This window comes from Cohnella sp. LGH (assembly GCF_017671885.1).
Classification (GTDB): Bacteria; Bacillota; Bacilli; order Paenibacillales; family Paenibacillaceae; genus Cohnella; species Cohnella phaseoli.
On the sequence record NZ_CP072117.1, the window covers coordinates 4,826,735 to 4,841,002 of the forward strand.

Genomic DNA, 14,268 nt, shown 5'->3' on the forward strand with positions numbered 1-14,268 from the left:
TCTACCTCCAACCGCTTATTTGTCCGTGTTGGACACCCAAACGACATGATCCTCGTCCTGTCCGTTCACCGGCCACCAGTGATAGCCGTCGTCGCTCAGAATCCGCTCGGCCTTCTCCGGTCCCCAAGAACCGGCCGGATATTCGTCGGGAGCGATCGCGTAATCTCTCCATGCTGCAGCAATCGGGTCTACGATCTTCCAGGCTGCCGCAAGCTCATCCCAACGGGTAAAATACGTGCCTTCGCCGCGAGCCGCGTCGAACAGAAGACGCTCGTACGCTTCCGGCGTATTGATGCCAACCTGGCAGCTCTGACAGAACTCCATCGCGACCGGCTGAATTTTCATGTCGTTGCCCGGCGCCTTGGCGTTGATCCGGAAGTAGATACCCTCCATCGGATTAACGCGAATGACGAGCAGGTTCGGCTGCAAATCCTGCTTACGGGCGAACAAAACGTTGCCCGGCACGTTCTTGAATTCGACGACGATCTCCGTCGATTTGACCGGAAGCCGCTTGCCTGTGCGCACGTAGAAAGGCACGCCGGCCCAGCGGAAATTCTCGACGAACAGCTTCGCCGCGAAGAACGTCTCGGTGACGGACTCCGGATCGACGTTGTCCTCCTGGCGATAGCCCCTCAGCGCCTTGCCTTTGAGCGAACCGCTCGAATATTGCCCGCGCACGATATGGTCGCGAACTTCCTCTTCCGAGGCATAGCGTCTGACCGAACGCAGCACCTTGACCTTCTCGTCGCGAATGCTCTCCGGGTCGAGACGGCCGGGAGGCTCCATCGCGATCATTGTCAGCATTTGCAGCATATGGTTCTGCACCATATCCCGCAGCGCGCCGGATTTGTTGTAATACGCCCCGCGATCCTCGACGCCGACCGTCTCCGACAGCGTGATCTGCACGTTGGCGATATGGTTTTTATTCCAGAGCGGCTCGAAGAACGCATTCGCAAACCGGATGACCTCGATGTTCTGCACCATTTCCTTGCCCAGGTAATGGTCGATCCGGAACACTTCATCCTCCCGGAACACATGACGAATTTCTTCGTTCAATTTCTCCGCGGACGGATAGTCGTAGCCGAAAGGCTTCTCAATGACAAGCCTATGCCAGCCCGAGCTCTCCAGCATTCCGCCGTCGCGCAAATTGCGCGACACGCTGCCGAACAGCTCCGGAGCCAGCGCCAAGTAGAACAGACGGTTGCCGGGAATGCCGTAGGCGGCTTCCAGTTGCTCCGTATGCTCCTTCAATTGCTTAAACGCGTCCACATTTCCCGTATCCAGGGACAAGTATGTAAAATGATCGGAAAACGCGCTCCACACCTCGTTCTCCCCCGGCTTGTAGCGGCAAAATTCGCCGATGGACGAGAACACGTCGTCGCGGAATTGCTCGTTCGTGCGCGGCCTGCGCGCAAGTCCCACGACGGCGAATCGCTCTCCGAGCTTGCCTTCGCGGTATAAGCTGTATAAAGCCGGGAACAGTTTGCGACGGGCGAGGTCGCCCGTTGCTCCGAAAATGAAATAGACCGCTGCGGGAGCGGAAACCGAATCGATTTTGTTGTCCGTCATGATCCTCATCTTTCTTAGGCAGGATTGGATGAGCCGATTTTGCCATTTCTCATGAATTGTAGTGTAGCATAATTAGCCGGACAACGCTATGTTTTTAACGGTCTTCGCCGCTGTATAGGTAGCCGCCCGTACACGTTTGTCACGACGGGAATACAATGCATCAAATCGATCACCCAGGAGGTTGACCTATGATGTATGACGACGATTATTCCGTAGACGAATACTCTCTTCGGCCGTTCTTCGGCCGCGCGGTGTGCGTCGTAACTTACGACGACGCCCGCCATACGGGAGTATTGACCTCGTGCGGGTCTTCTACGCTTGTGCTGAACGGGGAGAGATCTGCTCGCCCCGTCAAACGGGGACGCAAATCGAAGATTCAGGCCGAAATCAGCGCTTCTGAGCAAGAAACGCCGTATGTGTCGGAACCGCTCTATTGGGGGAAAATGGGGCTGGAGCCGCCGCTCCAGATCAACTCGTCCAAGTCGGTCATTTCCTTGGAGCACGTGAAAGCGGTCTGGCCGATCTAGGATGCAAGGAACTTTTGTGAAAGCGTACCGGGTACGTCAATCAAGCAAAAGTGACGAAGCAGGCGGTGATAGCTGCCCTGAGCGGGTTTGCAGACACGCCTTAATCCGCCAGCCCGTTCCGATGCGCATAGATGGCCGCTTGAGTACGATCCTCGACGCCAAGCTTGCCGAACAGGTTCGTCAAATGATATTTAACGGTTTTGATTCCGATAAACAGATCGTCCGCGATCTCCTGATTCGACTTGCCGAGCGCGATTAGCTTCAGCACTTCCATCTCCCGCTCGGTCAAATCCTCATGAGGCTGCGCCGCCGTCTGCTGCGGGCGGCGGAAGCGGTTCATCATTTTGGAGGCGACCTGGGACTCGAGCACGGACTGACCGCGCGCCGCCGCGCGAATCGCATCCGCGATCTCGGAGGCGCGCGAGGTTTTCAGCAGATAGCTGAACGCCCCCGCCTCGATAACGGGATACATCTTCTCGTCGTCGAGGAAGCTGGTCAGCACGATGACCCGACATTCCGGCATTTCTTCCATAATGCGCCGCGTGGTCTCGATGCCGTCCATGCCTTCCATGACGAGATCCATCAGCACGACGTCGGGAGAGTATTCCCGCGCGAGGCGAAGCCCGTCCATCCCGTTGCCGGCTTCCCCGACAACCTCGATGCCTTCTTCCGTACCGAGTACGGCTGCGAGGCCGATTCTGACCATTTCATGGTCGTCCACCAATAATACTCGCACCAACGACTGTTCCGCCGCCATCCGCTCAACCGCCTTCCGCCATCAACGGCACTCTGATTTCGATTCTCGTTCCTTTGCCCGGCGCGCTCGCAATATTCAGCGCTCCGCCAAGCTCGTTCACGCGTTCCTCCATACTGGTCATGCCATAGGAGGCATGCTTCTTCACTTGCGGGTCGAAGCCGACTCCATTGTCCCGAATGCCCAGCCGCACCGCTTCGCCGCGGCGCTGAAGCACGATATCCATCTTCGTCGCCTTCGCATGCCGGAGCGTATTGGACAACGCTTCCTGCACGATGCGGAACAAGTGATTTTCCACGCCTTTGTTCAGCGGCAAATCCTGCTCGATATCGATGGCGATGTCGACCGTCACCTTCGCCTTCATCTCCTCGACCAGCTCCGGAATCGCCTGCGCCAGACGCTTGCCTTCCAGATGCACCGGCCGCAAATGCAGCAGCAGCGCCCTCATCTCGGATTGCGCCGCGGAAGCCATCTCTTCGATCAGCTCCACCTGTCGGCGAGCCCGCTCGAAATCGTGATCCATTGTTCTTCCGACAGCGGTCGCCGTCATCGAAATTGCAAACAGCTGCTGGCTGACCGCGTCGTGCAGTTCCCGAGCCAAGCGCTGCCGCTCTTCGACGACCGCGCTCATCCGAGCCTGCGCGGCAAGCTCCGCATTGTTCGTGGACAAGCGCTGCAGCGACGTGACCTGATCCTCCCACTTCCGGCCCAGCTTGCCAAGCTGATCGCCGAGCCGGCCGATCTCGTCCTTGCCCAGATCCGGCAAAGGCAGAGACGGGGTTCCTTTCTCCAAAGTCACCATCGATTCCCTGAGCATCTCCAGACGACTCCGTATCGGATAGCTTCTCCAGAAACCAAAAGCCGCCCCGGCGACGGTCAGCACTCCAATCGCGGTTAGCGAGAACGAAATCGCCTTGTTCAACGATTGGAACGAACCGTCTACGCCGTAGCGGATTAGTAAATAAACGACAAGAGCGCCCACGCCCAAGGAGTAGAGCACGGCCTCGCCCATGTGACGCCAAACCATATTGGTGACTTTACGAGACTCCATGCGGCTCCCCCTCATAACGATTAGAACTTCCGAACGCCCGCTACACGGTGCGTATTTTGATATCTCCTACGAGGTAGAACAGTTGAAGTTTCAGCTTCTGCTCGGATTGCTCGTAGTTCGGCGATTTCCACGATAGACGCTGGATCATGCCGCCCTCTTGAATTTGCCGAAACGACGCCTGCCCGATCAACACGGACGCCTCCACCTGCATACCGTAATCCTCCGGAACGATCAAGTCGACGTTGCCGACGACACCCTGAAGAACGATCGTCGTCTCCTTCTCCTCCGGCACGGCCAGCGACATGTCCATATGAATTTCTCCGAACGCGTGCCAATAGCTCATCGAGCGCAGCACCCAGGATTGCTCTTCCATCCTCATGTTCATGAACAAACGATGGTTGCTGACATGCGTTCCGAACTCCGGCGGACGAGCGCGAAAATAATAAATGCCTAGCGAGACGAGCACTACGACGACGAAAAGCGCGAACTGATTCACGATAAGCACGAGCGTGCTGATCGCAATGACGACAACCGACAGTCTGGAGCGGTCGGAGCGGTATCGATGAATTCCTAGCAGCAATAGCAGAACCGCATTAACCGTCGCGTAACCCGCCACGGCGCCAAGCGCGAGATAAAGTCCGGCGGCTATGAACACGATCGCGTTGCTGGATCTTCTCATGTCGGGTCACACCTCCTGTCGCGTTCGTCTCCTTGTCGCAGGCAAAGCCATAACGGCGCTATGTCCGTTATGGCTTGCCCTTTCGCGCGACATCACTATCCGACATCATAGCATATCTTGCGTCGAGGGAGAATGGCTATCGCTTACTCTTTGTTCAAATTAGGTTGAACGCGGCTTCTTAGCGCTTCCAGTTCCTGCTCTACGCGGAATTCCTTCTCGGGATCGATGCGGCTTGGCGTCGTGCCGAAAGGCGATCCGGGCAATCTGGCCACTTCGGCTTCCGCTTCCATCTGCATGATTTTCTCTTCCATCCGGTGGAAGCCGCGGGAAGCCGCTCCGCTCTCGATCGTATGAAGAGAGCTAACTTGAGCCATTGACTTACGGGCCTTCGCCATCTGGGAACGAGCGACAAGCTCGTTACGCTTATTGCGCAGCTTGTAGTACTCTTCCTTCATTTCGTGCAGCTGCGTCGTCAGCTCGGATACTTGAGCGCTGGCTTGGGCGTGAAGCTCTGCCAGGCTTGCCGCCTGCTGGCTGTATTGAACCTTCTCTTCGAGTAGCTTGCGGGCCAGCATCTCGTTGCCGGAGCGCAGAGCGTGCTCCGCTTGACCTTCGCGGTCGACGCCGATCCGTACCAGTTCGTCCAGACGCTGCTTCATGCGGCGCTCGGACGCCATCTGCTTGGCTACCGTCACTTCGGCGTCATGAATTTCAATTTCCATATCGCGCAAATATTGATTCAACATAACGATCGGATCCTCAAGCTTGTCGAGCCAATCATGTACAGATGCCTTCGTCAGATCCTTGATTCTTTGAAATACTCCCATTGTGTTATTCCCCTTTCGATTGCTTTTCAAATTTTGATAATCTGGCTTTCAGTTCGTCGATCTCTCTTTGCATAGACTTCTTTTCGATGTCTTCCATCATGGCGTCAATCCCTTGCGACGGGCCTCCGGACGTCGGCGAAGCCGATGCGGCCGGTCCCGGACGGGCGGAAGCTGAATGGGAATGGCCTGCGAAGCCGGAAGAATTCGGATTCCAGCCTGGGCCCGGATTCGGCGCTTGCCCTGGATTGTAGCCGTAATACGGATCGTGCCCCCGGTATCCCGGATCGTAAGGCCCCGGTCCGAAGCCGCCGTGATAAGGCTCCCTCGGGATGACGAATCCTGCGATAATGTAGACGAGGACAACGGAACCCGCAGAGAAGACGGCTACCACGATCAACAGAATCCGCAGCAGCGTCGCGTCGACGCCTAGGAAGTCCGCCAATCCTCCGCACACTCCGAATAGCTTGCGATCCCGTGTGGAACGATAAAGTTTGCGCATCTCCGATTAACCTCCTTGTTGCAGTTTGCGTTTCAGTTCCTCCAGCTCTCTCTCGATCGTGTTTTTCACGACCTCTCCCGCATGCAGCAGCGTTTCCTGTCCCATTCGGCGCAGGTCGCGCAGGCTGCGGGTTTCAAGCTCGATATCAGTCAGGCGGTCGTCGATTTTGCGGAACATCTGGGACGTATCCGCGCCGCCGGGGGAAAATCTGGCGTTAAGTCTTTGTTGAAGTCGAATCGATTCCATTCTGGCTACGTAAAACTGGCGGCGATCGTACACTGCGCGGTATTCGCTGCGCAGCTCCTGAAGCAGCAGCTCCAGATCGTTAAGCTCGCTTCGACTTTGCTGGTACAGATCGCGGTAGCGCTGAGCGCTCTCCTCGTGAATGACTTTATCCTGAAGCGCCAGCTTCGCGACGTTCTCCTCGCCTGCCTTCAGAGCGGTAAGAGCTTGCTGCTCGCGCTTGTCGGCCCACTTCTCGGCGTCTTTCCATTGCCGGTACAAGCTGTCCGTATGTGCTGCGTATTGACGCTGCAGCCCTTCGCTTTGGGTAATCTCTTGGTGCGTCGACCATAGGAATTGATCGATGACGCGTACCGGATCTTCCGCTTTTTCCAGTCGATCGTTTAACGTGGCCACCGTAATGTCGCGCACTCTTTTTATGACGGTCATTCCCTTTTCCCTCCTCGTTCGTGATCGCGGCAGTTGCTGCGTCTATTATGAAGATTAAAATCTTGTCGCCCGGTTGCTGCGTCCCAGCATCGATACTCCGAGGACGATCGCTGCGATGGCTGCGATCCATACGAGCACGAAGCTCATTTTACCCAACAGCACGAATCCTCCGACGATGGCGATAATGCCTCCCAGCATCTTGTTGCCATTGTTCCACACCGCGACGCCGAGCAGAATCAGCAGAATCGGTACCAGCAGTCCGAACAACCATCCCAATCCGAAGCCCAATTTCCCGAGAATAATTAATCCTCCAAATACGATCAACAGAAGCGCTAATCCATTTCCTCTTCTCATTTGCTTCACCTCTTTTCTGCAACTCGTTTATCTCATGTCCTTATTGTAAACCTCTCCGCGTTTATGCATAACGGACCCGCGTATGTTTTTGATCCTAGACTGCAGTCGAGGGTCCTTACGGTCCAGCGACCTTGTCATATCGGACTTGCGGCGCGTCGATGGCAACAATTGTGGGTTTCCCGCCCCTATCTTCCTATGTTAGCGTTTAAAAAGGTTGTTTATGAAGTCATATGACGGAGGGGATAACAGCATGAAGAAGCAGGTGGCGACCTTGTGCGCGGCGGCGTTGCTTGCTGGCATCGTCGGCGTCGCTCCGGGAAAGTCCTCGGCTGCAGCTTCCGGCTCGGCTTCGAGCAGACCGGCGGCGCCGACCAAGAAAACGCTCCTATCTAATGAAGATACAACTTCCGGAACCGATCCACGGGCAGGAAATGGCGATAGCTCAGTTGGCGGAAATACAGGAAGTGGCGGCGGCAACAGCGGAGGCAAGACCGATAACGGAGGCCGTAATAATGAAACTGGCGAAAATGCGGGCAGTGAGGAGGATACAAGCGCGGCGCTAATCGAAAAGGTAATCGCGGAAGGAATGAAGTATATCGGAACGCCGTATTTGTTCGGCTCCAATCGGAGCACGACCGATACGTTCGATTGCTCCGACTTCGTGCGTTGGATTTATAAGCAGCATACGGATCTACTGCTTCCTCTCGACTCCCGTCAGCAAGGCGCGTTCGTGAAAAAGCTAGGCACCGCTAAAACGGACTGGCGCAGCCTGAAACGCGGGGATCTGATGTTCTTCATGACATACGAGGGCTCGACGGCTTCCGATTATAGAAGCGTCGACAAAGAGACGGAGCGGATCACCCATGTGGCGCTTTACCTCGGCAACGGTAAAATACTTCACACCTACTCCAATGCCAGCGGAGGCGTCCACGTCCAATCGTTCGCGGGCTCTCAGTGGGAGTATCGCTTCCTGTTCGGCGGCAGCGTTCTGACGGAGAAGTAAGAAGGTAAGAGGCTAAGCCATAGGAGCTTCAAGTTGCTCTGAAAGATCATCGAAGAACAAGGTGCATGGGTATTCATCTCTTTTCAATGTAAGACAGTAAACGGACTAAGCTTCATTAGCTTAGTCCGTTTACTTTGCGGGGGCACCAGAGGCGTGCTCCTCTTATGAAGAGACTTCCGCGCGCGCGAGTACACGACATGGAAAATCATATGACGCTGCTCAAATTGGTGAACGCAGTCTAAACGCTCCAACAGCGTTAATGTGGGGCGAAAAAGTACGCGAGACGGCGCGGGACGGCCTTATTCCTTCCGCCTGAGCCGATGCTGTGCGAATAGGTGCGCGGGACGGCCTTATTCTTTCCGCTTGAGCCGATGCTGGGCGAATAAGTACGCGAGACGGCCTTATTCCTTCCGCCTGACCCGATACTGGGCGAATAGGTACGCGAGACGGCCTTATTCCTTCCGCCTGAGCCGATGCTGGGCGAATAAGTACTCGGGACGGCCTTATTCCTTCCTCTTGAGCCGATGCTAGGCGAATAAGTACGCGAGATGTACACTCTTACACATTTAGACCGCTTTGTATTCCGCGCCGATCAGACATAAGTCCACTCCGAGAAAACGGCGGCCTGCCCCCTGTAGATTCCCTGCTCGTCGACAACGTTCCATAGCAGTACGTTGCGGATTTCAAACCTCCTGCCGACGCTGGAAATCCGAATGCCGTAGTAGCCGTCGGAATAGCCTTTCTCCTTGGCGTCTATCAACAGCTTCTCGCGCTGGGACCTCTCCATCGGCTCCGCAGTCAGACGCGAGGGAGTCCCGGTAAACTGATCCCAAGTCATCTCCCACAGCTTAAGGGCTGCAGCGTTGCCGTAGTTCAGCACCGGATCGGCTTCCGTCCCGTGAGAGAGCAGCACGAACGGCGCGCGGAACAGCGTCGCGGCTGCTTCGCCTTCAGGTTCAAGCAAGTCGCGCCCCGTAGCTCGGCGGTAGCTGTCCAGCAGCAGTCGGGAATGGTTTTCGGATGCGGGCACTTCGTTCTTCGGTTCGATCATGGCGTTTCGGTCAACTCCGTTCTTTCTTCTGCGTTAATCTCTATTATAGCCTCGATCGATTCAAACCGCATAAAATAAAGACGACGCAGGGAGTATTCCCTGACGTCGCCGGATGTGAATATTCGTCTACTCTTCGAAGCAAGTTAGCAGTTGATCGATCGGCATGCGTTTGCCCGCACGGGGAACGCGGTCGAAATAGCCGATATGCAGCGTGCCGACGATTCTTTCCTCCGGTTTCACGCCTACGGCGCGATGAAACCGGGGATCCCAGTTGTATTCGTTCGTTTTCCAGACGACACCGATCCGCCGCTCCCAGGCTAGCAGTTGAAAATTTTGAATCAGCGCGGAGGCGGCGGCGAAGGCGTCCTCCCAGACTTTCTGCCGGGGATCCGCGGGAATGACGACGAGCAGATGCGCGGGAATCAACCGGCAGAACTGGTCCTCGAACCATTCTCCCCACTCTGCCTTCGTTTCCTTGTTCAGCGTGGCCACCATCGCCTCGGCGAACTTTTTCCGACCGTCCCCGCAGAACAGAATGAAGCGCCAAGGCTCCTCTCGGGAATGAAACGGAGCCCACGAGGCCGCCTCCAACAGCTCGAGCACCGTTCGCTTGTCCAGTGGCTTGCCGTTGAACTTGCGAACGGTCCGCCGTCCGCGTACGACCGCTTCCAGCGTGCCAACTCCCACCGGACCTACGAGATCCGCGGCTTCATGCTCGACTTCTACCGATCCCGTCTCGGTTGCGGCAACATCTCTTCCCTCTGCCATCCCTGCGAAGCCTGCGGCATCGCACTCGACTTCTACAGATTCCGTCTCGGTTGCGGCAACATCTCTTCCCTCTGCCGGGTCTACGCCGCCCGAGTTATCGCGTTCGACTTCAGTCGGTCCCTTCCCGGTCACGGCGCCTTGCCCGTCAGCAAAGCGGCCATTTCCTTCATCGTTTCCCGAACCGTTACATTATCGGAGTTGTAATACTTGAGCGTATCCAGGAAATAAACGTCGCCGTTTTTGACCGCCGGAAGCGACTTCCACAGCGCGGTATCCTTGATCGCTTGATATTCGTCCTGATCGTCGCCTTCGCCCGCCACGATCACAAGCATCTTGTCCCCGGCATATTCCGGCAGCTTCTCCAGCGAGATTTCCACCGCATTGGCCCACTTCGCCTTGGCGATCTCCTCCTGCACGGCTTCAGGAGCCTTCGCTCCCAGAGCGGAGCGCAGCGCGTAACCCCCGAAATTGGTGCTGAGATAAATGCGCAGGCGGCCCTTCTGAATACGGAAGATCGACACGGTCTGTTCGCCGAGCGCCTCCTGGACCTCTTCTCTGACCTGATCGCGCTCCGCCTCGTAGCCTTTGATCCATTCCGCGGCCTCTTCCGTTTTCCCCAGCGCGTCGGCAACGGTTGTCAGCACGTCGTAGATCGGGTCTTCGAACGCAATGTAGACGACGGGAGCGATCTTCTCGATTTGGGCCATCGCGTCCGGGTAAATCTCGGGCATATACTGCGAGAAAATGATCAAATCGGGCTTAAGATCCAATATTTTCTCCGCGTTCGGCGGATCTCCCACATCGTCGATACCCGTCAACTGAGCTTGGGTAAAGGCGTTTTTCAGGTCGTTGGGACCGAGACCGATCGGCTTCACGCTGACGGTGAGCGCCTGGGAGGAAAACTCCGATACGACGACCCGCTGGGGATGGACCGGAATTTCCACGTCGCGGCCCAGGCCGTCCGTGAATACTCGGGTTTCCGGCGCCGAAGGAGCGGATTCGGCGGCGGACGAAGATGAGGACGGAGACGCGGACGGACTTGCCGTCTCCGAAGACGACGCCGACGGCGTCTGGCTGCATCCGATAACCGACGTGACGAGCAGCAGCGCGACAAGCACGAACGCTCCTAAAGAGCGAATGCGAACAAAATTGGGTTGACTGGGCATGTTGACCTCCAAATGATAGTGATTCTTATTATCATTAAGAAGTATAGCCGCTTTCCCCATCCTTCGCCATGCAGCCATATGACGTTCAAGATGGATTTTTATGCGTTGCGTTCATCCGGGCGCGCGCCAATTCCGCCACTTCCTCCGCTTGGCTCAGAATGGATACCGGATCGTACGCCAGCCAGCGCCGGACGTCGAGCTCGTAGACGTTGCCCCGCCGCACGGCTGGATAATCGGCCCATATGCGGGTGCTTCGAATTCGCTCCCATAGCGAACGGGTCGCTTCGTCCGGCTGCACGACGACGAACAGATGATCCGCGCCGTAATGGGACAGCTCCTCCGGCTCGATCACGGAGGAATGATAGTTGGCGTTGATGACGAACTGCTTGCTCAGCTTGCGCGGCGGAGCCAGCCGCAGCGCCTTGTACAGCGGATAGCCCATAATCATGTTTCCATACACTTGGAGCACCTCCGCCCGAACTCTCAGCAGCGCGACCGTCTCCTCGCGGAAATAAGCCCTGGCAGCCGCGCGCAGCCCTTCGAGCTTCCGCTCGTAAGCTTCCAGCCATCGCCGGGCTTCCGTCTCCCTACCCAATACGCCGCCAAGCGATGTCAATTGCCCGTATATCGGGTCTTCGTTTTCCTTCACGACATAGACGCGCCCATATTCCGCCAAAGCCGACGCATGTTGCTGGCTATGAGAGACGATCAGCTCGGGTCGATGGGACCTGAGCCGTTCCGGATTGGGCCCCTTTTCCACCGATGGACCGATATCCTGTGTGTAGGCGCTCCAATCGGCCAGCTCTCCCTGCATGCCGACCGCATGCGCGTCGATCGCAACCGGCTCTACGCCCAACGCGCGCAAATGGCCGTAATAATCCAGCGCGACCACGCGCGGTACGCTCCTGCGCGGACTGTCCGACGGCGCCGCCCCGGTCACTTTCTTGAACACACGGCTGAAATAATAGGGATCTTCAATCCCGACCTGCCTGGCGATTTCCTTGATCGCCAGAGACGTGCTCCGCAACAGCTCCTCGGCACGCTCCACGCGAATTCGGATTAAATAATCAACGGGAGATTGTCCGGTGTGCTTCTTGAAAACGCGGGAAAAATGCTCCGGAGTCAGCCCAGCCAGCTCGGCCAACTGATCTCTGGGCAGCTTCTCCCGCAGGTGACGCTTCATATAGAGAATAACGGCTTCGATTTTGTCCCGCGGCGTTTCCTTCCCCACTCCGCCGAGCCCTCCCCGAGGGTCGTGCTTTTCCCTCTAGTTATTGAGAATAGTTCTCAATACTATTGTAGGGGAACGGCTCTTTATTTTCAACCGGCGAACGCTCCGATGTTCCGTCCTGCCTCTTGCTCAGACCCTCATTTGGCCCAGTCGAACCTCAAATCGGGCGTTTTCGCTCCATGCTCCCCGTTCGCCCCTCCTTCGCAACGGAAGGACAGACCGTCTTATGTTGACAAATCCGGCCGCAGCCACTATATTCGAGGCGTAAATCCGCAAGAAAAGGAGGCCTTCTTGTGCTCGACAGCAAGGCCCATAAATTGTTCTGGGAAAATACCATCATCTGCATCCGCAGCGTCCGGCTGCATTACGTTCAACCCCTTCAGCCGCTGCTTTACGACAAGCTTCCCTCCAGCGTCTTTCTCTTCCTTTGCCAGGGGCGTGCTGGTATCGAGCTGGGCGACGACCGTCTAGCGGCGGAGCGTTTCTTCGCGCTTCATGCGGGCGCGGGCGCTCGACTGGCCCTTTATCCCGAACGCCGGGAATGCAAGTGCTACGTCGTCGAATACGGACTTGGCCCCGAAGCTTCCGGGAAAGGACTTCCGGACGCCTATCTGGATTCGTACGGCTTTATTCCTGAGCTGCCGCTGGCCATAACGGAGCTGATGGACAAGCTGCTCCAATCGGACCGGAGCGCGGACACTCTGATGCAACAAGCTATCGCCAAAGGCCACTTCTACCGCTTCGTCGAACTGTTGCTGGACCAATTGGAGAGCAGCGCTCTTCCCGAGCCCGGCGGAGACAGCGTGTCGGAAGCACTGCAGTATATCCACCTGCACTACGAAGACGAGATTTCGCTGGAGCAATTGGCCGATCAAGCCGACAGCAGCCCGCGCCATCTTGGCAGACAATTCAAGGAGCGCATGGGCGTGAGCCCGATCGATTACGTCATTCATCTGCGTATGAAGAAAGCAAAACGTCTTCTGGCCTCTACCGACGCCAATCTGCAGGAAATCGCCGAAAGCCTCGGCTATTCCGACAGCTACGCATTCGCTAAAATGTTCAAGAAACAGACCGGCATGCCGCCGATCGGCTACCGCGACCTGCATCGACGCAGGGACGGGGCGCCGACGTCTTCCTCTCAAGACGTTCACATGCTGGCGGCCTCGAGAAGCGTGCAAACCTCGACGGGCAGCGTCAAGGTGCCTCTGCGTCCGGAACGCGTAGTCGTTCTGTATCTAATCGGAGACGTGCTGGCTTGCGGAGTCGTACCGGTCGGCATCTCCGATCTATATCAGGGAGCCAGCTTTGAAGCGGAGGCGGCCGGCATCCCGCAGGTTGGCCCGTGGTATGCCCCCGATCTGGAGGCAATAGCAGCGCTTAAGCCCGATCTGATCGTCGTTCCCTCCGAAAAAACGTGGCAGCAGATCAGGCACATCGCGCCGACCGTCTGTATCGACGCGTTTCACGATTCCGCCGAACAGTTGGCAACAGTGAACGCGAGCTTGGGGCGCAGTCTGGACGTCTGGTCCAGAACGGAACACCTGCTAAGACTGGCCGAACGCTGCAAGGACCAACTGAGGCAAGCCGGACTGCAGGACCGCACCGTCACGATTGTGGAAGGCGGCCTTAAAGGCATGTCTGTCGTATGCAGCAAGTGGGCCGGACGCGGCTCGCAAGCTCTCTATCATTTTCTAGGCATGAAAGCCCCGGCCTTCATCCAAAGCCGGATCGACTACTCCGGCAAGGGCAACAACCTGATCGTCCCCCTTGAGAATCTGGCTTCGGTGGCCGGAGACTTTCTGATCCGCTCCTCCTATCCCGGAATGGACGACCTATCCGTCCACGAAGTCTGGCGCAGCCTGCCCGCCGTCAACGACGGCCGCCTGATCGAGCTTGATTTTGGCCTGCTCTACTATCCCGATACGCTGTCGATGGAGCAGCAGATCGTCCGCATTACCGAACGGCTGCTGAATTGCGCGGATCGCGGGATTGGCCGTATAGGCCAGTAGACGCGTCCGAATCCGACATTGTCCCCTCTCCTTGCCTTGTGCTACATTACGTGATGATAATGATTATCATTGTCACGATAGAGGGAGGGCCGATCCGGCACAGACCTA

Annotated in this window: 15 protein-coding genes; 3 read left to right on the plus strand and 12 right to left on the minus strand. The window is 56.9% G+C overall.

Features of this window, described 5'->3' with window-relative positions; translation table 11 throughout:
• Positions 1-15: 15 nt before the first annotated feature.
• Positions 16-1,569 (minus strand): glucose-6-phosphate dehydrogenase, encoded by a 1,554-nt coding sequence (zwf, locus tag J4772_RS20820; protein WP_209071235.1) that lies wholly within the window; start codon positions 1,567-1,569, stop codon positions 16-18.
• A gap of 188 nt (positions 1,570-1,757) precedes the next feature.
• On the opposite strand from zwf, the gene J4772_RS20825 reads away from it, so the two are divergent.
• Positions 1,758-2,096 (plus strand): hypothetical protein, encoded by a 339-nt coding sequence (locus J4772_RS20825; RefSeq protein WP_209071236.1) that lies wholly within the window; start codon positions 1,758-1,760, stop codon positions 2,094-2,096.
• 100 nt (positions 2,097-2,196) lie between these two features.
• Here J4772_RS20825 and J4772_RS20830 read toward each other — a convergent pair whose 3' ends face one another.
• The 7 genes from J4772_RS20830 to J4772_RS20860 form a co-directional block, all read right to left on the minus strand.
• Positions 2,197-2,853, minus strand: a complete 657-nt coding sequence (locus tag J4772_RS20830; RefSeq protein ID WP_094049388.1) for a response regulator — start codon at positions 2,851-2,853, stop codon at positions 2,197-2,199.
• Positions 2,854-2,857: 4 nt separating this feature from the next.
• Positions 2,858-3,901 carry a sensor histidine kinase gene (locus J4772_RS20835; protein ID WP_116063350.1) on the minus strand — a complete coding sequence of 348 codons (1,044 nt, stop codon included), beginning with the start codon at positions 3,899-3,901 and terminating at the stop codon, positions 2,858-2,860.
• Between the two features lie 40 nt (positions 3,902-3,941).
• A complete protein-coding gene (gene liaF / locus J4772_RS20840; protein WP_209071237.1) occupies positions 3,942-4,580 on the minus strand; it encodes a cell wall-active antibiotics response protein LiaF in 639 nt (212 codons plus the stop codon).
• 143 nt (positions 4,581-4,723) lie between these two features.
• Positions 4,724-5,407 (minus strand): PspA/IM30 family protein, encoded by a 684-nt coding sequence (locus J4772_RS20845; protein WP_209071238.1) that lies wholly within the window; start codon positions 5,405-5,407, stop codon positions 4,724-4,726.
• A gap of 4 nt (positions 5,408-5,411) precedes the next feature.
• A complete protein-coding gene (locus tag J4772_RS20850; RefSeq protein WP_209071239.1) occupies positions 5,412-5,906 on the minus strand; it encodes a PspC domain-containing protein in 495 nt (164 codons plus the stop codon).
• Between the two features lie 6 nt (positions 5,907-5,912).
• Positions 5,913-6,578, minus strand: coding sequence for a PspA/IM30 family protein (locus J4772_RS20855; protein ID WP_116063354.1), 666 nt, complete (start codon positions 6,576-6,578; stop codon positions 5,913-5,915).
• Between the two features lie 54 nt (positions 6,579-6,632).
• The gene (locus tag J4772_RS20860) at positions 6,633-6,932 is read right to left on the minus strand and encodes a LiaF transmembrane domain-containing protein (protein WP_116063355.1); all 300 of its coding nucleotides are present in this window, start codon (positions 6,930-6,932) and stop codon (positions 6,633-6,635) included.
• A gap of 250 nt (positions 6,933-7,182) precedes the next feature.
• Here J4772_RS20860 and J4772_RS20865 point away from each other — a divergent pair, with 250 nt between their 5' ends.
• A complete protein-coding gene (locus tag J4772_RS20865) occupies positions 7,183-7,935 on the plus strand; it encodes a C40 family peptidase (RefSeq protein WP_247740795.1) in 753 nt (250 codons plus the stop codon).
• A 592-nt stretch (positions 7,936-8,527) separates the two neighbouring features.
• Here the strand turns inward: J4772_RS20865 and J4772_RS20870 are convergent.
• From J4772_RS20870 to J4772_RS20885, 4 genes are all read right to left on the minus strand, one after another.
• Positions 8,528-8,986, minus strand: a complete 459-nt coding sequence (locus J4772_RS20870) for an MEKHLA domain-containing protein (RefSeq protein ID WP_209071241.1) — start codon at positions 8,984-8,986, stop codon at positions 8,528-8,530.
• 126 nt (positions 8,987-9,112) lie between these two features.
• The gene (locus J4772_RS20875) at positions 9,113-9,886 is read right to left on the minus strand and encodes a nitroreductase family protein (RefSeq protein ID WP_247740796.1); all 774 of its coding nucleotides are present in this window, start codon (positions 9,884-9,886) and stop codon (positions 9,113-9,115) included.
• Complete coding sequence (locus tag J4772_RS20880) at positions 9,883-10,920, minus strand: ABC transporter substrate-binding protein (RefSeq protein WP_209071242.1); 1,038 nt, start codon at positions 10,918-10,920, stop codon at positions 9,883-9,885. Before J4772_RS20880 ends, J4772_RS20875 begins: the two co-directional genes overlap by 4 nt.
• 85 nt (positions 10,921-11,005) lie before the next feature.
• Positions 11,006-12,151, minus strand: coding sequence for a helix-turn-helix domain-containing protein (locus J4772_RS20885; RefSeq protein WP_116063360.1), 1,146 nt, complete (start codon positions 12,149-12,151; stop codon positions 11,006-11,008).
• A 293-nt stretch (positions 12,152-12,444) separates the two neighbouring features.
• Between J4772_RS20885 and J4772_RS20890 the strand changes: the two genes are divergently transcribed.
• Entirely contained in the window at positions 12,445-14,160 is a 1,716-nt protein-coding gene (locus tag J4772_RS20890) for an AraC family transcriptional regulator (RefSeq protein WP_209071243.1), read from the plus strand.
• Positions 14,161-14,268 lie beyond the last annotated feature (108 nt).